The following is a 22,722-nucleotide window of genomic DNA, read 5'->3' on the forward strand; positions in this document are numbered from 1 at the left end:
CGCGCCAGATTAATATCTAAGTCGCTGAAACCCTTGGGCCAGACGCGTTAATCTCGTCAAAAAGCAGGCGCGATCGTGCAATCGTGGGCTTGAAAAGTGCCTGAATATCAGGCCAGCGTATTCACTGTGCGGCATTCCAGCAGCAAACTTGCGCCGCCGTATTCGCTGGTGCCTATCTGCAGCGTAAAACCGTGCAGATTGACGATTGCGGCCACTACCGAGAGACCGAGGCCGAAGCCGCTTTGCTCGGTTCCGGCCTCACTGCGATAAAAGCGCTGGAAGACAGCGGCGCGCTCGGCGACGGGGATGCCAGGGCCGGAATCCTCTACCTCGATGCACGGTGTGGTACCGCCTGGGGCAGGGTAGGCGCTGACTTTGACGACTCCACCGGCAGGGGTGAACTTGATTGCGTTGCCCAGCAGGTTGGTCAGTGCCTCGAACAGCAGGGCGCGGTCGCCCACCAGGGTGGGTAACGTTTCATGCAGGTCAAGTATCAAGGTGATCTGGTCTTCTTCAGCCAGCGGCAGGTGGAAGTCGTGCAGCTCCTGCAGCAATGGGCGCAGTTCCAGTTCAACGAATGCCGAGCGCCGCTGGCGGTCTTCCAGCTCGGAGATGCGCAGCAGTCCACGAAAGCGTGCCATCAGCGTGTCAGCTTCGCTGATGACCTGGGCAATCTGCGTGGCATGGGTCGAATCGTGGGCTGACTGCTGTTGAATACGGTAAAGCTGCGCGCGTAAGCGCGTCAGCGGTGTGCGCAGGTCATGGGCGATGTTGTCGCAGACGCCCTTGACCTCGTTCATGAGCTTTTCGATGCGGTCCAGCATGGCGTTGACGATCACCGCCAGCATGTCTAGCTCATCGCGCCTGTTGGAGACCGGCAGACGGCCGGCCATGTCGCCGGCGATGATCGATTCGGCGCTGGCCTGGATCGCACGGATACGCCGCAACGGTCGCCGGCGCAGCAAGTGCCAGCCGGCAACACCGGGAATAATGGTCAGCGAGATGCCCCACAGCAAGGCATGCAGGATCAGCGTGCTCACCGCAAACAGCGAGCCGTTCTCGCGAACGAGCACCAGCCAGCGGCCGTCCGAGGTGCGATTGACGATCGCATCGCAACTGCCTTGCGGCATGCCTGGATCGTCCGACTCGATGCAATCGTTCAGCACATGAATCTGGCCGTCTATCGGCAGGTTTTTCGGGACGCTGTTGATAGGCCCGGCAACCGGCCGGAAGTTCTCGTCGAACAGACCGTAGGCATCCACGGACCGGGTATCGAAGGTCATGCTGGTGGCCAGAGCGTCCACCAGTCCTTGCCCCTCGAAGCGCGAAAACAGTTGCTGGCGATGGGTAAGTGACTGGCGGGCGAGGGTGTCCAGATAGGACGTAACTTCCCAGTACAGGACGCCAAGCAGAATTACGCTCCAGGCTACGAACAGCGAGCTGTACAGCGCCAGTAATCGACTCGTTGATGATCGCCAGCCGTCAGACGGGTTCGGCAATGACATAGCCGGATCCTCGCACGGTCTGAATGAGCTGTGCGGTGCCGGGTTGGTCGATCTTCTTGCGCAGACGGCCGATGTGTACGTCGATCAGGTTGGTGCCCGGGTCGAAGTGGTAGCCCCAGACTTCCTGAAAAATCATCATTCGCGTGATGATCTGTCCGCTGTTGCGCATCAGAAACTCAAGCAGCTTGAATTCGGTGGGCAGCAGGATCAGCGGCTCGCCGCCGCGACACGCTTCCCGGGTAATCAGGTTCAGTTCCAGGTCGGCAACCTGCAATACCGTCTTGGCGGCACTGACCGGGTTGCTGCGCCGCAACAGCACCTCGACGCGCGCAGCCATCTCATCCGACGCGAAGGGCTTTGGCAGATAGTCGTCCCCTCCGGCACGCAGGCCGCGAACGCGCTCGTCCACGTCGGAGAGGGCGCTGATCATCAGGATCGGCGTGGAAATGCCCTGGGCGCGCAAGTGGGTGACGATGGTCAGACCATCCATCTCCGGCAACATGCGGTCCAGGGTAATAAGGTCATAATCACCACTCACTGCACGCGCCAGGCCGTCACGGCCATTGTCGACCCAGTCCACTTCCAGCCCGTGGCTGCTGAGTTCGGTCACGATTTCCTTTGCAGTGATGGCATCATCTTCGATTGCCAGAATTCGGGTCATGGTCCCTGCCTGAATAGATGCGTTCAAAGAGTCATTCTGCCTTTAAAATCCGCCGCGTTTCCTGAAAGAAAGTTTAATGATAGGGATCATATTTCTCGCTTTGCCGTGAAATCCGCTTCCTTGAGCTTCTGCGCCTTCTCCAGGCGAAGTTTTTCTTCCTTGTTTTTGCGATCGCGCTCCATTTTCTCTGTGGTGTCTTTTTCACTGCGGATCTGCGCATGGCTGATCAAAGCGAAAATAAAACTGCCACCGATGATGTTGCCTGCCAGCGTGGGGCCTGCGAAGGCAAACCAGAAATCCTTCCAGCCCAGTTCACCCGCGAATACAAGATAGGATACTTCGGCCGAACCCACCACGATGTGCGTGAAGTCGCCAAGCGCCATCAGGTAAGTGATAAGCACAATGATCGCTATCTTGGCGTTTTCCATCGACGCGATCATCCAGACCATGGTCGCAATCATCCAGCCCGAGACGATGCCCTTGGAAAACATCTGGGCCATGTCGTTTTCCATGACCTTGTGGCCAATTTCCAGAAACGCCTTGTCTGTGCTGGTATCGAAAATCGGCAGATTGAGCATGACATAGGCCACCGTCAGCGTACCGACCAGGTTGCCGGTCAGAACCACACCCCACAAACGCAGCAGCCGCCCGATGTTGGCCAGGTTCAGCTTGCTCATGACGGGTAGCACAGCCGTGATGGTGTTTTCCGTGAACAGTTGCTGGCGCGCCAGGATGACCGCCAGAAACCCTGCAGAATAGCCGAGGCTGCTGATCACATGACTGCCGGGGATGCCTTCGAGGCGCGAGTTCAACAACCCCATGGCCATCAGCGACAGGCCCATGGTCAGCCCTGCAGCCAGTGCCGACCACCACAGCGCGGCTACGCTGCGCTCCAGTTCGTGGTCGCCCTGCATGCGAATGGTTTCGTGCAACACCGCCGCGCGGGGCGGCTGATTCTCATCAATCTCGCGCTCTTCCTCGGCGGAAAGGCCGGGGGTCTTGCCATCTACTTCGTGATCCATACAACGTCCTCAGCGCCAGTGATGAAATGGACCGACCGGGGCAATGTCGGGCCGATGGTTCAGACAGGCGCCGCACGCTGTCGTTCGCCAGCGGCGGGGCGTATCGAGAAATGTTTGAGTCAGTTGGCAGAATGTGTCGGTCTAGCCCAGCAGATCAGCGCTCTGCACGCGTTCGATACCCATGCCCAGCATGGTCCTCCAGGCGTGCTCCAGCGAGCCGTTCATGTCGATGGCGCGACAGGCGTCTTCGACCACAAAAGTGTTGAAACTCGCACAGCGTGCATCCTGCGCCGACCAGGCGACACAGAAGTCCAGCGCCAGACCGACCACGAACAGCGTGTCGATGCCGCGCTCTGTCAGATACCCGGCCAGCCCTGTGCGGGTCGTGCGGTCTGCTTCCAGAAATGCCGAGTAACTGTCGATGTGCGCATTGCAGCCCTTGCGCAGGACCAGTTGCGCGTGCGGCAGGTCGAGGTCGGCATGTAACTGCGCACCGTGACTGCCTTGTACGCAATGATCCGGCCACAGCGTCTGCGGACCGTAGGGCAGGGTAATGCTCTCGAACGGCAGGCGCTGCGCATGGCTGGAAGCAAAGGAAATGTGCCCGGCAGGGTGCCAGTCCTGAGTGATGACCACATGGGAAAAGCGCGCACCCAGGCGATTGATCAACGGCAGCAGCGCGTCACCTTCAGCCACCGCCAGTTGCCCGCCGGGCATGAAGTCGTACTGCATGTCGATCACCAGCAAGGCGCATCGAGGATCGGCAGGCTTGTGGGAAAGGGGCATCGTGGGTTCTCTGGTAAGGAGCAATTAGCGCAGTTTGCCTGTTTATCGCCACATTGGCTAAGCGTCATACGGTGACTGAGCAAGAGTATTTTTGGGAATTTGTATCAGGCGTTAATACGAATCTGTACTATTCGCAAAAAATCCTGCCAGGTCCCAAGAGGTCTGGTTTCTTGCCAAGGGCTGCATGTCGATGCGTCGTACTCTCGTTTCACTTTGCGTTATCCAGGCTATCTCTCAAGCGGCCTGGGCTGATCAGGTGGCTGGCGTCCAGCCTGCCATGGAGTTGCAGAATATCGATATTCAGGGCGCCGCCAATGCCGAAACGGCACAAGGGCCGGTCGATGGTTATCGGGCCACACGGTCCGCCAGCGCCACGCGTACCGATACCTCGTTGCACGAAACCCCGCAATCGGTCAGCGTCGTGACCCGCGAAGCGGTCGAGGACATCGGTTCCACACGTTTGCAGGATGCTCTCGACTACGCGGGTGGCGTCGGGCGAGCCAACAACTTCGGCGGCCAGGGGCTGACCACATTCACGGTGCGAGGCTTCACCACTGGCGAGTTCTATCGCAACGGCTTCCCGATCAATCGTGGTTATCCGAACATGCCGGACGCCAACACCATCGAGCGCCTTGAGGTGCTGCGTGGTCCGGCCACCACCCTCTATGGCCGCGGCGATCCGGGCGGCACCTTCAATGTAGTTTCCAAACAGCCGTTGGCCGAGCCTTCCGTTACCTTGGGCAGTCAGCTCAATGATCAGGGCATGAAGCGTGGAACGCTGGATGCCTCCGGGCCACTGGATGATGAAGGCCGTTTTGCCTATCGCCTGAATGTCGTGGGTGAGGGCGGCGATACGTTCCGTGACCACGTCGAAACCGAGCGCTATGGTGTGGCGCCGGTATTGAGCTGGCAGGTCAACGACGCCACGCGCATCACCTTCGAAGGTGACTTCATGCGCAATAACGCGCCGCTGGATCGTGGATTGACGCGTTATGCCAACCAGACGGGCACCGCTTCCCGCGACACGTTCTTCGGCGAGAAGAGTGTGGGCAAGCTGCATAACGATAACAACATGGCACAGCTGCGCTTCGAGCATGACCTCAACCCGGACTGGACGCTGGGCGGTGGCGTGCAGATCCTTGATGGTTCCCTGCAAGGCGATGCCATCGAGGCCAACGGGCTGGCGGCGGACGGTCGCACCCTCGGGCGCAACTTCAACTATCGCAAGCTGGAATGGACCGATCGCGATGTGCAGCTGAATCTGACCGGGCATTTTTCGGCGGGCGGTTTCGAGCACACGCTGCTGACCGGTGTCGAGTACGAAGATTATGACTACAAGTCGATCATTCAACGCTCCAGCGGTGCAGTCAGTGCCTACCCGATCGACCTCTTCAATCCGGTCTACGGCCAGGCTCGTCCGGCACTGACCCGAACGACAACCCACGACAAGGAGAACCTCAAGACCTGGGCTGCCTTCGTGCAGGATCAGGTGGCCCTGACCGAGCGCCTGAAGCTGCTGGGCGGTGTGCGTCTGGAGCGTTTCGAACACGATTACGATTCTTTCCTGCCCGGCACCAGCAGCTGGACTGCCAGCGATAACGCGGTCACACCGCGCCTCGGCCTGAGCTACGACCTGACCGACGACCTTGCCGTCTACGCCACCACCGCTCGCTCGTTCAAGCCCAACAGCGGTGCCAGCCGACTGGGTGGCGGGTTCAAGCCGGAGGAGGGCAAGTCCTATGAAGTCGGAACCAAGTGGGAAGCGCTGGACGGGCAGCTGAGTGTCGACACGGCGATCTATCAGATCGAAAAGCGTAACGTGCTGACCACCGATCCGCTCGATTCAACGTTCAGTGTGGCGGCGGGCGAGGTGCGCAGTCGCGGCCTGGACCTGAACGTGGTCGGCAACCTGACGCCGCAATGGCGGGTAATGGGCAGCTACGCCTACGTGGACGCCGAGGTCACCAAGGACAACACGCTACGCTCCGGTACACGGTTGATGAACATTCCCGAGCAAACGTTTAGCCTGCTCAACGTCTACGAGTTTCAGGACGGCGCCCTGCGTGGTCTGGGCCTGGGCGGCGGCGGTCGCTATGTCGACCAGCGCGCCGGGCGGACAGCCAACACCTCTTTCTCGATGGACAGCTATACAGTGTTTGACCTGTTGGCCTATTACAAGGTCAACCCGCACGTGAAGCTCAATCTGGACCTGAAGAATGTGTTCGACACAGACTATGAGGAAGGCTCTTTCGGCAATGTCTATGCCTATCCGGGGGCTCCACGGACAGTGCAGGTGGGGATTGCCTATACGTTGTGATGCCGTGTGCCGGTATCGGGTTCTGATGGAGAAAGCCTGACCCTTTCAAGGGCAGGTTCAGCAGCGTGTGTCATGGGCACCGGCCCTTGCGCACACGCGGCCGTGCATCATCAGTACTGATCGGCCGTTGAAAAACCGGCACGATGGCGAAGTTTGCCCCCTTGGAACTGTTCCTTGCCGGGCAAAATATCCGCTCCGGCTGCTTTGAGAGCGCTCATATTATCCCGCAAGGCGTTGGTGGCGGCGTCCTTTTGCTGGAAGGTATTGTTTGCTGTCAGGTTGGCATTACCCACTTCGCCAATCTGGAATTTATAGCCAGCTTCTTTCAATGCCTTGATCTGGCTGGCGAGTCGCGAAGAGGCTTCGCTTTCTCTGGCATATACATGAAAGCTTCCAATCAGGGCTGGGTTGTCGTCGCCATTGGCAGCCTTTAATTGAACGGCAAACTTGACCAGGCCGCTTTGCGGACCTGCGGTCAGGCCACCCCCCCAATTGCTGTCCTCGACAACAATACTTCCTCTATAACCGGCATCGCGCGCGGATTTAATTAATGTGGTCTGCATGTCAGCCCATTCCTGACTTGCGCTTTTACCGCCCTGATGGAAGGTATCCAGTACAAAGCCTGTACGACTGCCAAACCTTTTGACAATGGTACTGATGTCGGCCGCGGCCTCCTTCAATTTGTCCCCCGTCAGCACGTTTCCGCTACCCTGGTTCGCATCGTCGCGGAACGTGAACTGAACTTTTACACCCTGTTTGCCCCCTTCACTGAGCAATGCTCTGAGCTTATCCAACTGCCTGCCGTCCTTGATCTGATCGTGCGTCATCTGAAAGCGCAAGGTTCCGCCTCCAATCGCTTTCAGGTCCTGAATCATCTTCGTGGCAGCGGCAGGCGTGGCGATATCATCAGGATTGACGTTGGCCCCTCCGCGCAAGACGGGCTCGGGGGTTTTGACGGGGTCTGAAGCGGAAACCTTGTCTTTGTCTTTGATTTTTGTATCTGGCTCGGCAGAGGTCGTGTTGTCTTTGACAGGGGCCGCGTCATTAAGCATGGCCTTGGTATAGACCGGCGACGTTTCCGCTGCTTCAGCGGAGCGCCTGTCGGAGGGGGTGTAGGTATCAAGTTTCGTCTGCGTATCCGAAGTTGCAGCCGTCGTGCCAGCGCTCGCCGGCTGTGGGGTCCTGTCTGCCATGACAGGTTTTTCGTTAGCTGCCATGAGGCTGTCATGTGGCCCGACTGAGCGGATATTCATCGGATGTCTCTGTGGTCTATGCGAAAAGTGACTGCGCCTGGTGAAGCAGCAGAATGAAGCTCGAGGCAGGCGATAACTTCTAAAATGACAGTGTCCATATAAGCACGTCGGAAACTTGATTGAACGATTGTGCGACTGTTTCCATGTTTCTGTTGTTTATTGATGCTCGGGCTCAGGGTGCAACGGTATCCCGCACATTGTCCACTGGACGAGCAGGTTCGTATAGAACTCATTTTCCGTGCAGCAAAAGTCTGGCCGGTTAATTCGGTTATGGCCTTTTTCTGTCCGAAGCGCTGGTCGTTTACTGGCCTGGAAGCGAGGGCCGACATCGCGGCCCGTGATCAGGCTTTAAAGCGGCTGATACGCAACGCCCAGGAGCAGCGTGGCATCCATAGGTTACAGCCTGATGTTGCAGGGCTCGTCAGCCAAACACCCGAATGGGCGACCCCGCATGCCACGCCTGGATGTCTTCGATCATCTGCCCGTAGAAAGTCCGGTAGTTGTTCTCGGTGACGTACCCGATGTGCGGGGTCGCCAGCACGTTGTCCAGGGTACGGAACGGGTGGTCGGCCGGCAGCGGTTCGATGTCGAAGACGTCCAGCGCTGCGCCGGCGATTCTGCGCTGCTGCAGTGTTTCGATCAGCGCGGCCTGATCGATGATCGGGCCGCGTGACGAATTGATCAGATAAGCGCCGGGCTTCATCCAGTTCAGTGCTTCTGCGTCCACCAGGCCACGACTGCGATCGCTGAGCACCAGGTGTACCGACAGCACATCGGCCTGCTCGAACAGTTGCTGTTTGCTGACATAGGTGACGCCGGACTCGGCAGCAGCCTCTGGCGTCAGGTTCTGGCTCCAGGCAATGACCTTCATGCCGAATGCCTGCCCGTAGCGGGCGATCCACTTACCGATACTGCCCAGGCCGAGAATGCCCAGGGTTTTGCCATGCAGGTCGCTGCCCAGTCCTGCCTGCCAGTTGCCGGCACGCAACGAGTTGGCCTCGGCCACCAGGTTGCGGGTGATGCCCATGATCAGCGCCCAGGTCAGCTCCGGTGCCGCATGCTTATAGCTTTCTGTTCCACACACGACAATGCTCTGACGCTTGGCCGCAGCGGTATCAATCGCCGCATTGCGCATGCCGCCGGTGACCAGCAGTTTCAGCGCCGGCAGCTGGCTGAGCACTGTCGCATCGAACAGGGTTCGCTCGCGCATCACGCAAATGATGTCGAAGTCTCGCAGGCGCCGCGCCATGGTCGATGTATCGGCAGGGTAGTCATGCAGAAAACTGACCTTGCCCACTGAATCAAGCACGGACCAGTCCACTACAGTGCTGGCTACGTTTTGCCAGTCATCGAGTACCGCTATTTTCAATGGGGTCATTGTCTTAAGGCCTCTTGACGGGATTGTTTTTCAAGGCAAACGCTAATTGAACAGGCTGGCGGCGATGTTGATCGAAAAACCCAGAATCGCGGTGTTGAACACAAAACAGATCAATGACTGGCCGAGCACGACCTTGCGCATTTCACGCGTCGCTACGCCAACGTCGGAGGTTTGCACCGCGACGCTGAGGGTGAACGAAAAGTACAGAAAGTCCCAGTAATCGGGGTTCTTTTCACCGCCCACAAATGCCAGCGCGGGCTCTTTGCCTTTCCAGGTGTAGAACATGCGTGCGTAATGCAGGCTGAAGATCACGCCGATCATCAGCCACGATCCTATGACCGTCAGGCCGGTGAAGGCGTGGTGAAGCATCTTGGCGTCGTTGGAAAGGCCTTTGCTGTTGGCGATTTCAAAAATGATTGCGGCCAGGCTGGCCAGCGCCGCAACGCAGACCGTCACCAGAATGACCCCCGCGTTTTCGTCTTCTCTCATCGCGACCCGCCGCACATCGTCAGCGTCGCTGCGCAGCGTGCGGATGAAAATCATGATCAGATAAAGCCAAACCCCCGTGTCCCAGCCAGTCAGCAGGCTCTGGGTCAGTGTCGACTGAGGGATGAGCCAGGACCAGGCGATGCCTGCGGTCAGGCCGACCAGAGCGGCAAGGGTGAGGCGAGGGCGGGTGCGGGCGAGATGGCGCATGCGGTCTAATCGTTACTGGACATTACCAGACAGTAGCATGCCGCTTCGGCAAGCCAAATTCGATTAAAAAAAACGGCGCGCAAGGGGGTTGCGCGCCGTGTGCCAGCCAGAGGTTGAACAGGCGGCGAGTCAACGGCGAATGTCAGACCGATTCAACGCACCAGACAAGGCTGCTTGTTGTTGAATTTCCAGTCCGGGATCAGAAACTGCATGGACACGGCGTCGTTACGCGCGCCCAGGCCCATGCCTTTATAGAGTTCGTGAGCCTTGGCCAACTGGTCCATGTCCAGCTCGACACCGAGCCCCGGTTTCTTCGGAACCTCGACCTTGCCACCGATGATTTGCAGCGGCGCCTTGGTCAGACGCTGACCGTCCTGCCAGATCCAGTGTGTATCGATCGCGGTGATAGTGCCCGGCGCTGCAGCGGCCACGTGGGTGAACATCGCCAGGGAAATATCAAAATGGTTGTTAGAGTGCGAGCCCCAGGTCAGGCCCCACTCGTTGCACATCTGCGCCACCCGTACCGAGCCCTGCATGGTCCAGAAGTGCGGGTCGGCCAGTGGAATGTCCACTGACTGCAACTGTATGGCGTGACCCATTTCCCGCCAGTCGGTGGCGATCATGTTGGTGGCTGTCTTGAGTCCGGTAGCGCGGCGGAATTCGGCCATCACTTCGCGACCGGAATAACCGTTTTCTGCGCCGCACGGATCTTCGGCGTAGGCCAGCACATGATGCTGATCGCGGCACAGGCGGATCGCTTCCTTGAGCGACCAGGCTCCATTGGGGTCCAGCGTAATGCGCGCGTCGGGGAAGCGTTCGGCGAGCGCCGTCACTGCTTCGATTTCCTGGTCGCCGCTCAACACGCCGCCCTTGAGCTTGAAGTCCTGAAAGCCGTAACGCTGATGCGCGGCTTCGGCCAGGCGCACCACGGCCTCCGGCGTCAGTGCTTCTTCATGGCGGATACGGAACCAGTCGTTGTCGGCCTCCGGTTCGCTGCGGTAGGCCAGATCGGTCTTGCGCTGGTCGCCGACATAAAACAGGTAGCCGAGCATTTCGACCTGATCGCGCTGCTGACCTTCGCCCAGCAGCGCCGCAACCGGTACTTCCAGATGCTGGCCAAGCAGGTCGAGGAGCGCCGCTTCCAGCGCGGTGACCGCATGAATGGCAATGCGCAAGTCGAACGTCTGCAAGCCACGGCCACCGGAGTCCCGATCGGCAAACGCCTTGCGTGCCTCGTTAAGAATCTTCTGGTAAGTGCCAATGCTGCTGCCGACGACCAGCGATCGCGCGTCTTCCAGCGTCTGGCGAATCAGCTCGCCGCCAGGCACTTCGCCCACACCGACATGCCCTGCGTTGTCCTTGAGAATGATCACGTTGCGGGTGAAGTAGGGGCCATGTGCGCCGCTCAGGTTGAGCAGCATGTCGTCATGGCCCGCTACGGGCACAACCTGCATCTCGGTAATGACGGGGGCCTTGCTGGTGATATTGGATTGCTGAATGTTCATGACGGGTCCTTTAAACGTAAGGCCTTGAAAATATGACCGATGAAAAAGCGGCTGCGCACGTGCATCAGTGGGTTGCCGGCGTCTGAATGGCGGCGACCGGCGTCGCGCCAGGCTTGGGGTTATTGCGCGCGGCGAAAACAATGATCGCGGCGATGATCGAAGTGGCGGTCAGGCCATACAGTCCGCCCTGGATCGAGCCGGTGTGTTCTTCCAGCAGGCCGAAGGTGGTCGGTGCCACGAAGCCGCCGAGGTTGCCCACCGAATTGATCAGCGCGATGACCGCAGCGGCGATCCGTGCGTCCAGATAGGCCTGTGGGATCGGCCAGAACAACGAAGAAGCCGATTTGAAACCCAGCGCTGCAAAGCAGATGGCAACGAAGGCGAAGATCGGGCTGCCGGTGGTCGACATGAACATCCCGGCAGCGGCAATCAGTAGCGCAATGGCTACCCAGGCCTGCTGACGTTTCCACTTGGCGGACAGCGTGGCGAACACGTACATGCCGATGATCGACAGCAGCCACGGAATCGAGTTGAACATGCCGACTTCGAAGTCAGTCAGACTGCCCATTTTGCGGATAATGCTCGGCAGCCAGAACGTTGCTGCGTAAATCGTCAGCTGAATGAAGAAGTAGATCAGGCAGAACAGAATGATCTGACCGTCCTTGAGCAGCTTGCCGATGGAGGCCTTGACCGGCGTCGCCGCTTCACGGGCAGCCTGTTCGGCATCGATGGCGTTGACCAGCGCATCCTGTTCTTCGCGGGTCAGCCACTTGGCATCGTGCGGTTTGGAGTCCAGCCAGAACCAGACGAAGAAGCACAGACCGACCGAGAACATGCCTTCGATGAAGTACATCCACTGCCAGCCTTTCAGACCGAAACCGGTGATTTGCAGCAGCAGGCCGGACAACGGGCCCGAGATCAGCGAGGCGATGGCCGAGCCGCTGAGAAAGATGGCAATCGCCTTGCCACGCTCGACGCCAGGCAGCCAGCGGGTGAAGTAGTAGATCACACCTGGAAAGAAACCGGCCTCGGCCACGCCGAGCAGAAAGCGCAGGATGTAGAAGTGGGTTTCGGTCTGGATGAAGGCCATGCAGGCGGCGACGATACCCCAAGTGAGCATGATTCGCGTCAGCCAGATACGCGCGCCGACTTTCTGCAGCAGGATGTTGGAAGGGACTTCGAAGAGGGCGTAGCCGATGAAGAACAGTCCGGCACCCAGGCCATAGGCTGCAGCGCCGATACCCAGGTCATGCTCCATGTGCGAACGCACGAAGCCGATGTTGACCCGGTCGATGTAGTTGACGATGAACATGATGACGAAAAGCGGCAGGACGTGACGTTTGACCTTGGATACGGCTGAATTCAGAACCGAACCTGTGCCGTCGGCCATCCTGGAATTGGATGTGCTCACAGTTGAATCTCCCACTCGTTGTTTTTATGCGGGTATGTGCGAAGTGTGTCCTTCGCATTGTCGGTCATCATACAAGTAAAAAGCCGTTGTGCAATCCCTTGGCAGTGATGATCTGCGAGATTATTAAACCGGAGGCACTCGCCGTTGTGCAGGTGTGCCCGGCATATATGACCGTGTTGAATTGAAGTTTAGACCAATAAATACAGGGGTTTTGCTTGTGTGCATTAGCTGGGCTTGGTGGGTGCCGTTGAGCGCAACGGCTGACGGAAGGCAAGATGCGCGGAAACAGGCGCTTTGACAGGCGGGGAATGCTTGTAATACAAGTAAGACAACTGCGCAGGGCTGTTAAACCCGGCTTCTGGCCGCTCCCAGCCCAGTATTCTCGCTGCCACCGCCGTGATACGGCAGCTTAAACAGACAAGTCAGGATTCATTCATTATGCAAGAGCCTGCCAGCACAGCGCCCAAACGCCGTCAGCACAGCCTGGCTACTGATCTGGTCACCGAACTGAGCCAGCGAATTCTGCTCGGCAAGATCGCACCCGGACAGAAGCTGCCGTCCGAGAACCAGATCGTTCGCGAGCATGGCGTCAGTCGAACTGTGGTGCGTGAAGCGATCTCCAAATTGCAGGCGTCCGGGCTGGTGGTGACCCATCACGGCATCGGCACATTCGTGCTCGAGCGCAGTGACCAGACGGGGCTGCGGCTCAAGGTCGAGACCGTTTCCAGAGTGCGCGATATCATCGAACTGCGTATCGGCCTGGAAACCCAGGCCGTGGCGCTGGCGGCTGTGCGCCGTACCGATGAGCAACTGGCGGCTATGCGTCAGGCGCTGGATGATTATCAGGACCTCCTGGCCAACGACGACAGCTGTGTCGAGGCTGACAAACGCTTTCACATGTTGATCGCCGAAGCCACCGGCAACCCGTATTTTCTGGAGATCATGCAACACCTGGGCAGCGCGGTCATTCCGCGCAGCCGCATTGCATCGAGCGAGCGGGCAGGCAACAGCCTCGCGCATCAGGGCTATCTGGCCAACCTCGAACACGAAGCACTGCTCAGCGCCATTCGCCGCAAAGACCCGGATGCCGCGCGCGCGGCGATGTGGACGCACCTGAGCAACAGCCGAGAGCGGCTGGTCCCGCTGGAGTAGGCGCGAACGTGTTTGCCCCCACAAGAGCCCCTCATGCTCAAGCGTACGGCAAAAATGTAGGAGCGAACTTGTTCGCGAAAGTACCCTTACAGCCGCAGAAGATTTGGCGTTCAAAGCAACGCCTTCGCGAACAAGTTCGCTCCTACAAAAGCACCCCATGCTCAAGCGTATGGCAGAAATGCAGGAGCGAACGTGTTCGCGAAAGGGCCCTTACAGCCGCAGAAAATTTGGCGTTCAAAACACCGCCTTCGCGAACAAGTTCGCTCCTACAAAAAGCACTCTATGCTTGAGCGTACGGCAAAATGCGGGAGCGAACGTGTTCGCGAAAGGGGCCGTACAGCCGCAAAAGATTTAGCGTTCAACACAACGCCTTCGCGAACAAGTTCGCTCCCACAGAAGCCCTCCATGCTTGAGCGTGCGGCAAAAATGTAGGAGCGAACTTGTTCGCGAAAGTACCCTTACAGCCGCAGAAGATTTGGCGTTCAACACAACGCCTTCGCGAACAAGTTCGCTCCTACAAAAGCACTCTATGCTTGAGCGTACGGCAAAAATGTAGGAGCGAACTTGTTCGCGAAAGTACTCTCACAGCCGCAGAAGATTTGGCGTTCAACACAACGCCTTCGCGAACAAGTTCGCTCCTACAAAAGCACTCTATGCTTGAGCGTATGGCAAAAAAGTAGGAGCGAACTTGTTCGCGAAAGTACCCTTACAGCCGCAGAAGATTTGGCGTTCAACACAACGCCTTCGCGAACAAGTTCGCTCCTACAAAAGCACTCTATGCTTGAGCGTACGGCAAAAATGTAGGAGCGAACTTGTTCGCGAAAGTACTCTCACAGCCGCAGAAGATTTGGCGTTCAACACAACGCCTTCGCGAACAAGTTCGCTCCTACAAAAGCACTCTATGCTTGAGCGTACGGCAAAATGTAGGAGCGAACTTGTTCGCGAAAGGGCCCGTACAGCCGCAGAAGATTCGGCGCTCAAAACGACGCCTTCGCGAACAAGTTCGCTCCTAAATAGGCGTGGCCCCCGGTATCAACAATACAAGGGCGGCGGTTGCGTACTACGGCGTTGCGTTCAGCACGCCGAGCATCACGTGGGTCTGCCACTCGAAATACGGGTTAAAGGTCAGCCGCGCATGGATCTTGCCCGGCTCGGTATAGCCCCAGTCCGAATACCACACCGGCTCGCCCGCCATGCACTTGGCGGTGTCTGCCGTGCTCTGGCCGTTCCAGCAGATACGCTGGCTGCCCGATAGGCCGTAAAGCGGATTGTCCGCTGAAAAAAGCAGGCCCATGTGTGAGAAGCGGCTGATGCGGTATTCCGGCAGATAGTCCTTGCGCACCTCGACGCGCGGCGTACTGGCAGCCCGGGTGGGAAGGTCGCCGTACCAGATCAGCCGACTGGCGGGGTGGCTGAAGCGCTGGCTGAAATTATCCAGCACGTAATCAGTGTCGAGTACCGAGTCGTGCTCGGCGATGGCGATGAACACCGGCTTGTCATAGCGCTGCTGATGCAAACGGTCCTGGGCCAGCGCGCTGCTGCGATAGAACTGCGCAAAACCATTGGTGGGCATGTTCATGTAGCGAACCGGCGTCTGCATTGGGCGCAGGCCTTCGTTCGGCGCGGCAAGCCAGGGTCGTGCCCAGCCGATCCACGGGGTCAGCCAGGCATAGCCGCTGTTGGAGCGAAATGCTGGCGAGAACAAGAGCAGGCCGGCGATTTCGTCATGACCATAGGCGTAATCGAGGACCAGATTGGCGCCGGTCGAAAAACCGCCCAGATAAACCTTCGGCACTTCGCGACCGAGCAACTGCGCCTGTTCGCGCACCACTTGCTGCCACTGTTCGAGGCGCACGTCGAGCATGTCTTCGGGCTTGGTGCCATGCCCCGGCAACAGCACGGTTCGGACCAGATAGCCCTGAGCGGCGAGCGTCTGTGCCACGTCATGAAACGACCACGCCGAATCTCCCAGACCGTGCGCCAGCAGCACGCCGCCCTTGGGTGTCCCGCTCGGGGTCCACTGGCGCGGCGCGTTCCAGCCCAGTTCGGCCTGGTGGTCGGCGGTCTGGAAGTTGCGCTGGTTGCGGATCAGCTCGAGGGTCTGCTGACGGTAGTCTTCAAAGCGTTGCTTTGGCTCTTCGCTTTCTGCCATTGACGTGCAGGCTTGCAGGGTCAGCAGCGACAGCAGGCTGGCGAGTCGGAATTTGATCAAAAGGGGGCCTGTGCACACATATTCGAGGGTTCAAAAGGTCGACGCGGGCACTCTGCCATGTACGTCGCGCCCGTGCCTACTTTCAGGCACACTCGGGCGTTCTATAACTTCAACAAAATGTATCCATATGCCCAACCATTGCAAGCCTCGCCATGCGTCCGGAGTCGTTCATGTTCGCCCTTGATCGAGCGCTGGCTCAGGACATCGTCGACCGGGCCATGGCCATCCTGCCGTACAACGTCAATGTCATGGACTACCTGGGCATCATCATCGGCAGCGGTGATGCCGAGCGATTGTGTACCCGTCATGAAGGCGCGCAGCGAGTGCTGGCCAACCGGCAGGTGGTGGAAATCGATTCCCTGGCGGCGTCGCAACTCGGGGGTGTCAAGCCCGGCGTCAACCTGCCGCTGATGCTCGACCATCAACTGGTGGGCGTGCTCGGTATCACTGGCGAGCCGGACGAGGTGCGGGTGTATGGCGAATTGGTGAAGATGACTGCCGAGATGCTCATGGAACAGCGTCGTCAGCAGGCTGATCTTCAATGGCGGGCGCAGCGCAGCGAAGACCTGCTCGCTCGCCTGCTGTTGCCGGAGTGTCCCGACAGCCTGGTGGATGAAGCACGACAGCTGGGTTTGCAGCCGCACATGGCGCGTCAGGTGGTGCTGCTGCAGTTTGGCGAGGAGGGGCTGGCTGCCAGCCAGGCTGCCAAATGGCTTGGCACGCGCTACGCCGACAGCTGGTGCGTGCTGCGCGAGCCCACCTTGCTGTACTGGTGCCGCGCGACGGGCAAGGAGCGTGACGATGCGCTGCTGCTCAAGCAGTTTGATGAACACCACTGGCCAGTGCAGCGTATGGCCACCGTGGCGCAATCGGCAGACCTGCCCACCCTGCGCCAGGCCTGCGCCGCAGCGCGGGATCTGCTCGACTACGCCAGCCAGGCAAGGCCGGCGCAGCGTCTGCTGCGTCTTGAAGCGTATCGGTTGCCGGTGCTGTTCTGGCGCTACCGGCATGACTGGCTGGCGGAACACGTCGCCGAGCCGTTGGAGCGTCTGCACACGCATACTCAACTGCTCGACACCTTGTGCAAATGGTTCGAGTACAGCGGCGAAAGTCAGGCCTGCGCCGAAGCGCTGGGTATCCATCGCAACAGCCTGCGCTACCGGCTGGAGAAGATTGGCGAGTTGACGGGCTGCGATCCCTACAAGACCGACGACCTGCTGCGGCTGTACCTGGGGGCGCAGATGATCACTCGCCAGACCTGAAGCCGGGTTTTGTTCAAACGCCCGAGAATGGCGACGGATCATTGTGCGATCGACAGGCGGAAAGCACGGTTTTGAATGAGAGCATTCGAGTACCGGATCTGGAGAACAACAATGAAAATAGTCATCGCCCCCGACTCGTTCAAAGACAGCCTCAGCGCCCAGGCAGTTGCCGACGCGATCGCCAGTGGTGTGGCAGAAGTCTGGCCGCATGCCGAGCTGATCAAATGCCCGATGGCAGACGGCGGGGAGGGCACCATCGAGGCGCTGCTGGCTGCCTGCAATGGCGAGCTGATGAGCGCCAGCGTCAGCGGCCCGCTGGGCGCCCCGGTCACTGCCCATTGGGGCTGGCTGGCGGAGAGCAGGACCGCAATCATCGAAATGGCCATGGCCAGTGGCTTGCAATTGCTGACCCTGGCACAACGCGACGCCTGTGTGACCAGCACGGAAGGCACCGGCCAATTGATCTCGGCGGCACTGGATGCAGGAGCCCGTCGGGTGATTCTGGCCATCGGCGGCAGCGCAACCAACGATGGCGGCAGCGGCATGCTTACAGCCTTGGGGGCGCGCTTTCTGGATGCCGACGATCAGCCGCTGGCGTCCGGTGGGCTCGCGCTTGCCGAGCTGGCGCGTATCGATCTGAGCGGTTTTGATCCACGCTTGTCTGACGTGTGCGTCGAAATCGCCGCCGACGTCGATAATCCACTCTGCGGACCGAATGGCGCTTCCTCTATCTTCGGCCCGCAAAAAGGCGCATCGCCCGAGCAGGTCATGGCGCTGGACGCCGCGCTCGGCTGTTTTGCCGACCAAACGGCTCAGGTCCTCGGCGAGGACTTGCGCAACAGTCCTGGCAGCGGTGCGGCCGGGGGCATGGGCTTTGCCGCCAAGGCCTACCTGAAGGCCTCGTTTCGTGCCGGCGTGGAAGTGGTGGCCGACCTGACCGGGCTGGAGCAGGCGTTGATCGGTGCCGATCTGGTCATTACCGGCGAAGGTCGTTTCGACGCGCAAACCCTGCGTGGCAAGACCCCGCTTGGCGTTGCGCGAGTCGCCCAGCGTCGGCAAGTGCCGGTGATTGTGCTGGCGGGAACCCTGGGGGAGGGCTACGAGCAGCTGTACGCGCATGGCATCGGCGCAGCCTTTGCTCTGGTCAGCGGACCAATGAGTCTCGAGCAGGCCTGCCGCGATACCCGCCGCCTGTTGCACGAGCGCGCGCGCGATGTGGCGCGGCTCTGGCAGATGGCTTCGGGCGGCTGATGACAGCACTGTGATCAGCGAACACCGGCCCAGCTATTGGCCGTTACTTTAAGCAACCCTGCAAATGATCGCAGGCCGACCTAAAGAATTGCCTGACCAGGGCGATACGCTGTCGGTTGTCTGACAACTTCGCGTCGGACACTGCCCTCCAAAAAATATAAAGAGCCCTGGTCATGAATTTACGCAAACTCACTATCGCTCGTCGTGCCGGTCTGGGTTTTACCCTCATTTCCCTGTTGGTGGCTTTGCTGGGGTGGTTTGCGCTGGCGCAGATGTCGACCATTCGCCAGAGTGAAGTGGCGGTGGAGACCAACTGGCTGCCCAGCATGCGAGTGGTCAACGATATCCGCGAAATCATGCTGCGCATTCGGACCATTTCCTTGCGCATGGCGCTGGACACCGATCCTGCGAGCATTCCGACCTACCGTGGCCAGATGGATGTACGCCTGGGCGATCTGGACAAGAAGCTGGCTGTCCTCAAGACCTTTGTCGACACGCCCGAAGAGAAGACGCTGACCGACCAGTTCATGGTGACCATGGGCCAATACCGCAGTGCGCTGGACCGCTCCTTTGTACTCGCTGGCCAGAGCGACAGCGTCGGGCTGAACAAGCTGCTGCTGGTCGACATGAAGCAGATCGTCGACGGCTCCGGCAAGCAACTCGGTGACCTGGCGGACTTTTATGTCACCAAGGTCGATGCGGAAGGCAAGTCGGCCGAGGCCCAGTACGACAAGTCGCGCGACATCGTCATTATCTTCGTGGTGATTGCTGCGCTGTGCACCATCGGCCTGGCGCTCTGGCTGACCCGCAGCATCGTCGGTCCGCTGCAGCGTGCGGTAACCGCTGCCGAGCAGGTTGCCAACGGCGACCTGACCCATACCATCGAAGTCGATGGCGAAGACGAAGTCACCCGACTGTTGCGTGCGCTGGCGATGATGCAGGTCAATCTGCGTGAAGCCATGCGCCACATCGGCAGTTCGGCCACCCAGCTGGCATCGGCCGCTACCGAGCTCAACTCGGTCACCGAAGACAGCTACCGCGGCTTGAACCAGCAGAATGCAGAGATTGATCAGGCCGCTACAGCGATCAACGAAATGACCTCGGCAGTAGAAGAAGTTGCGCGTAATGCCGTGTCCACGTCGGACGCCTCCAACCAGTCCAGTACCTCGGCATTGGCTGGCCAGACGCGGGTGATCGAGACGGTGCAGTCGATCCAGACGCTGACCGACAACGTGCAGGCCACCTCGATGCTGGTGCAAAGCCTTGCCAATCAGTCGCAGGACATCGGTAAAGTGCTCGACGTGATCCGCTCGATTGCCGAGCAGACCAACCTGTTGGCACTCAACGCCGCCATCGAAGCGGCACGTGCAGGCGAGTCGGGCCGTGGTTTCGCGGTAGTGGCGGACGAAGTCCGGGCATTGGCGCATCGCACCCAGCAGTCGACCCTGGAAATCGATTCGATGGTCAGTGCCATGCGCAGCGGTTCGGCGCAGGCACTCGATTCGATGAACACCAGCCGCGATCGGGCCGACTCGACGTTGGCGCTGGCCAAGGGCGCGGGCGAGTCCTTGAGCGAAATCACCTCGTCGATCAATCAGATTTCCGAGCGCAATCTGGTGATTGCCAGCGCGGCGGAAGAGCAGGCGCAAGTCTCGCGTGAGGTCGATCGCAATATCGTCAACATTCGCGATCTGTCCATGCAGTCGACTCAGGGTGCCAACCAGATCAGTGCGTCGAGCCACGAATTGTCGCGTCTGGCGGCCGATCTGAGCCAGGTGGTCTCACGCTTCAAGGTGTAAAACCCTACATTGATACAGGTTGTGTCCGCTTGCCGACGATCGACCGGACGCGCATTATGCCCTCGGTCGAAATGACCTCCGGTACAGTCTGGGCACAACCTTATCGAAGGGGGCGGCATCGCTTCATGAATAACAATAATCAAACCTTCAGCAGTTGGCTGCGCTCGCCAGCCCATCACCAGTGGCTGGCACTGGAAGGCAATCGTTTGTTGACCTTCGCCAAGGCTTCGAGGCTGGACAACGGCTTTGGCAGTCTTGATGACTACGGTCGGCTGATGGTCGGTGCCACCGCAGGAACCATGAACACGGCGCGCATGACCCACTGTTTTGCCATGGCGCATGCGCAGGGCATCCCTGGCTGTGCTGCGCTGGTCGATCACGGTATCGCCGCACTGCGCGGACCGTTGCACGATGCCGAACACGGCGGCTGGTTCAGTGCCGCGCTCGAAGACGGCGGCAAGACCGAAAAGCAGGCTTATCTGCATGCGTTCGTCGCACTGGCGGCCAGTTCTGCCGTGGTGGCGGGGCGGCCTGGCGCGCAGGCATTGCTGTCAGACGCCATCCAGGTCATCCAGACGCATTTCTGGAGCGAGCAGGAAGGTGCCATGCGTGAGTCGTTCGCGCGGGACTGGAGCAATGAGGAATCGTATCGCGGCGCCAACAGCAACATGCACAGCACCGAAGCCTTCCTTGCACTCGCCGATGTGACGGGTGACGCGCAGTGGCTCGACCGGGCGCTGAGCATTGTCGAGCGGGTTATCCATGAGCATGCCGGTGCCAACAACTTTCAGGTCATCGAGCATTTCACCCAGGACTGGCAGCCGCTTGCCGATTACAACCGGGAAAACCCGGCTGACGGTTTCCGGCCCTTCGGCACTACGCCGGGGCATGCCTTCGAGTGGGCGCGGCTGGTGTTGCATCTGGAGGCTGCGCGCCGTCAGGCCGGACGCGCCAACCCCGAATGGTTGCTGGACGACGCCCGCCAACTGTTTGCCAATGCCTGCCAGTACGGTTGGGATGTCGATGGAGCACCGGGTATTGTCTACACCCTCGACTGGCAGAACCAGCCGGTGGTCCGTCATCGCCTGCACTGGACTCACTGCGAGGCGGCCGCTGCTGCTGCCGCATTGCTGCAACGTACCGGCGAGCAGCAGTATGAAGACTGGTATCGCTGTTTCTGGGAGTTCAACGAGACCCTGTTCATCGATCATGAACATGGCAGCTGGCGCCATGAGCTGAACGAGCGCAACGAGCCCAGCGCAGACATATGGCCCGGCAAGCCGGACCTTTATCACGCCTATCAGGCCACGTTATTGCCGGTGTTGCCGCTGGCGCCAAGCCTGGCCAGCGCTCTGGCGGGACTGGAATAAACCACTGGGTCAAGCCTGGGCTGTCGGCTCAAGCCTGAAATCTGAAGTCAAAGCGCAGGGATGCGTTTGTCGGTCAGGCGGATGATCTGCCGGGCCAGGAAGCTACCGGTCAGGATCACGCCGAACAGGCGCAAGGTCTGCATCGCCAGTACGAAACCGACGTCGGCATGTGTATCGATGGCAATAATGGCCATGGTGTCCAGGCCGCCCGGGCTGGTCGCCAGGTACACAGAGAGATAATCCTTGCCCAGCATCACGGCAATCAGCCAGGCCGACACGGCGCAGAGCACGATCAACAGCAATGAGGCCAGAATCATCATCGGCAGCCGTCTCCAGACGTACTGCACCGTCGGCCGGTCGAAACGCAGGCCGACGTAGCAGCCTATGGCACCGTAAGCGATGGGCAGCAACCAGGCCGGAACGGTGATCTGCATCACGCCACTCAGTTGCAGCGCGCCGCCCAGCATCAGTGGCACCAGCAGGGCACCTGCCGGGAGGCGCGAGCCGAGAGTCACGCCTGCGGCAATCACTGCCAGGCTCAGCGCAAGGTCGACAAGGTTCAGGCTGGGCAGTACCGCTGCACTGGTGTGCAGGGCCGCAGCGGAATCCGGGGCGCCGATAAAATGGCTGACCAGCGCGCCGATAGTGACCACGCAGACGACGCGCACATATTGCATGGTGGCGACGATGCGCGAATCGGCACCGTAGTCCTCGGACATCGCGACCATTGCCGAAGCCGCGCCCGGTGACGTGCCCCAGGCTGCGGTGTTGCTCGGGATACCGGCAAAGCGCACCAGCACCAGCCCAACCGCCGCGCTCAGCACGACCGTGAGGATGGTCGCCAGAAGCATGACATGCCATGAATGAAGGGCGGTGAGCAGCACGCTGACTGACATGGCATGCGCGATTAGCACGCCAACCGTGCCCTGACCGAGTTGAAAGGCCCGCTTGGGCATGCGGATGCTGGCACCTGATACGCCAAAGCCGATGGCGACCAGCATGGGCCCGAGGAACATCGCAGCAGGCATATCGAACAGTTTGAGCAGTTGACCGGCAATGCCGGCCATCAGGATTAGACCCGCCCATTGAGCCAGCGGGGAAAGGGAGGAAAGCGAAAAGCGTGAAGCGTTTGACAAGGACGT

The 22,722-nt window shown here is 59.7% G+C and carries 17 protein-coding genes; 6 read left to right on the plus strand and 11 right to left on the minus strand.

Translation table 11 applies throughout. The features are described 5' to 3' along the window. Positions 1-107 precede the first annotated feature (107 nt). The 4 genes from JOE34_RS16330 to pncA form a co-directional block, all read right to left on the minus strand. Positions 108-1,505, minus strand: coding sequence for a HAMP domain-containing sensor histidine kinase (locus JOE34_RS16330; RefSeq protein WP_003426210.1), 1,398 nt, complete (start codon positions 1,503-1,505; stop codon positions 108-110). Further along, complete coding sequence (locus JOE34_RS16335) at positions 1,483-2,166, minus strand: winged helix-turn-helix domain-containing protein (RefSeq protein WP_003343378.1); 684 nt, start codon at positions 2,164-2,166, stop codon at positions 1,483-1,485. The genes JOE34_RS16330 and JOE34_RS16335 overlap by 23 nt, the downstream gene beginning before the upstream one ends. A gap of 86 nt (positions 2,167-2,252) precedes the next feature. After that, positions 2,253-3,188, minus strand: coding sequence for a formate/nitrite transporter family protein (locus tag JOE34_RS16340; protein ID WP_003396430.1), 936 nt, complete (start codon positions 3,186-3,188; stop codon positions 2,253-2,255). Between the two features lie 141 nt (positions 3,189-3,329). Continuing rightward, on the minus strand, positions 3,330-3,974 hold the full coding sequence (gene pncA / locus JOE34_RS16345; RefSeq protein WP_010425446.1) for a bifunctional nicotinamidase/pyrazinamidase: 645 nt from the start codon (positions 3,972-3,974) through the stop codon (positions 3,330-3,332). A 190-nt stretch (positions 3,975-4,164) separates the two neighbouring features. On the opposite strand from pncA, the gene JOE34_RS16350 reads away from it, so the two are divergent. Beyond that, positions 4,165-6,291, plus strand: a complete 2,127-nt coding sequence (locus JOE34_RS16350; RefSeq protein ID WP_198704437.1) for a TonB-dependent siderophore receptor — start codon at positions 4,165-4,167, stop codon at positions 6,289-6,291. A gap of 110 nt (positions 6,292-6,401) precedes the next feature. Here JOE34_RS16350 and JOE34_RS16355 read toward each other — a convergent pair whose 3' ends face one another. The 5 genes from JOE34_RS16355 to JOE34_RS16375 all read right to left on the minus strand — a co-directional run bounded on the left by JOE34_RS16355 (position 6,402) and on the right by JOE34_RS16375 (position 12,513). Continuing rightward, positions 6,402-7,544 (minus strand): cellulase family glycosylhydrolase, encoded by a 1,143-nt coding sequence (locus JOE34_RS16355; protein WP_024692841.1) that lies wholly within the window; start codon positions 7,542-7,544, stop codon positions 6,402-6,404. 421 nt (positions 7,545-7,965) lie between these two features. Further along, positions 7,966-8,922, minus strand: coding sequence for a D-2-hydroxyacid dehydrogenase family protein (locus JOE34_RS16360; protein ID WP_209996084.1), 957 nt, complete (start codon positions 8,920-8,922; stop codon positions 7,966-7,968). Positions 8,923-8,964: 42 nt separating this feature from the next. After that, positions 8,965-9,618, minus strand: coding sequence for a DUF1345 domain-containing protein (locus JOE34_RS16365; RefSeq protein ID WP_024665344.1), 654 nt, complete (start codon positions 9,616-9,618; stop codon positions 8,965-8,967). A gap of 152 nt (positions 9,619-9,770) precedes the next feature. Beyond that, entirely contained in the window at positions 9,771-11,123 is a 1,353-nt protein-coding gene (gudD, locus tag JOE34_RS16370) for a glucarate dehydratase (protein WP_209996086.1), read from the minus strand. Positions 11,124-11,187: 64 nt separating this feature from the next. Then, positions 11,188-12,513, minus strand: a complete 1,326-nt coding sequence (locus JOE34_RS16375; RefSeq protein WP_003396445.1) for an MFS transporter — start codon at positions 12,511-12,513, stop codon at positions 11,188-11,190. Positions 12,514-12,972: 459 nt separating this feature from the next. Here JOE34_RS16375 and JOE34_RS16380 point away from each other — a divergent pair, with 459 nt between their 5' ends. Then, on the plus strand, positions 12,973-13,686 hold the full coding sequence (locus JOE34_RS16380) for a FadR/GntR family transcriptional regulator (protein WP_046266433.1): 714 nt from the start codon (positions 12,973-12,975) through the stop codon (positions 13,684-13,686). A gap of 1,060 nt (positions 13,687-14,746) precedes the next feature. On the opposite strand, the gene JOE34_RS16385 is transcribed toward JOE34_RS16380, so the two are convergent. Further along, on the minus strand, positions 14,747-15,838 hold the full coding sequence (locus JOE34_RS16385) for an alpha/beta fold hydrolase (RefSeq protein ID WP_209996866.1): 1,092 nt from the start codon (positions 15,836-15,838) through the stop codon (positions 14,747-14,749). A gap of 230 nt (positions 15,839-16,068) precedes the next feature. On the opposite strand from JOE34_RS16385, the gene JOE34_RS16390 reads away from it, so the two are divergent. The 4 genes from JOE34_RS16390 to JOE34_RS16405 all read left to right on the plus strand — a co-directional run bounded on the left by JOE34_RS16390 (position 16,069) and on the right by JOE34_RS16405 (position 21,580). After that, positions 16,069-17,160, plus strand: coding sequence for a sugar diacid recognition domain-containing protein (locus tag JOE34_RS16390; protein ID WP_003411518.1), 1,092 nt, complete (start codon positions 16,069-16,071; stop codon positions 17,158-17,160). A gap of 111 nt (positions 17,161-17,271) precedes the next feature. Next, positions 17,272-18,411 (plus strand): glycerate kinase, encoded by a 1,140-nt coding sequence (locus JOE34_RS16395; protein ID WP_209996088.1) that lies wholly within the window; start codon positions 17,272-17,274, stop codon positions 18,409-18,411. A gap of 173 nt (positions 18,412-18,584) precedes the next feature. Then, positions 18,585-20,210: a methyl-accepting chemotaxis protein gene (locus JOE34_RS16400; protein ID WP_209996090.1), complete on the plus strand. Its 1,626-nt coding sequence runs from the start codon at positions 18,585-18,587 to the stop codon at positions 20,208-20,210. Positions 20,211-20,335: 125 nt separating this feature from the next. Next, positions 20,336-21,580: an AGE family epimerase/isomerase gene (locus JOE34_RS16405; RefSeq protein WP_024684271.1), complete on the plus strand. Its 1,245-nt coding sequence runs from the start codon at positions 20,336-20,338 to the stop codon at positions 21,578-21,580. Positions 21,581-21,627: 47 nt separating this feature from the next. On the opposite strand, the gene JOE34_RS16410 is transcribed toward JOE34_RS16405, so the two are convergent. Further along, entirely contained in the window at positions 21,628-22,716 is a 1,089-nt protein-coding gene (locus JOE34_RS16410) for an AbrB family transcriptional regulator (protein ID WP_004417340.1), read from the minus strand. Positions 22,717-22,722 lie beyond the last annotated feature (6 nt).

The organism is Pseudomonas sp. PvP028, assembly GCF_017832255.1.
Taxonomy (GTDB): domain Bacteria; phylum Pseudomonadota; class Gammaproteobacteria; order Pseudomonadales; family Pseudomonadaceae; genus Aquipseudomonas; species Aquipseudomonas syringae.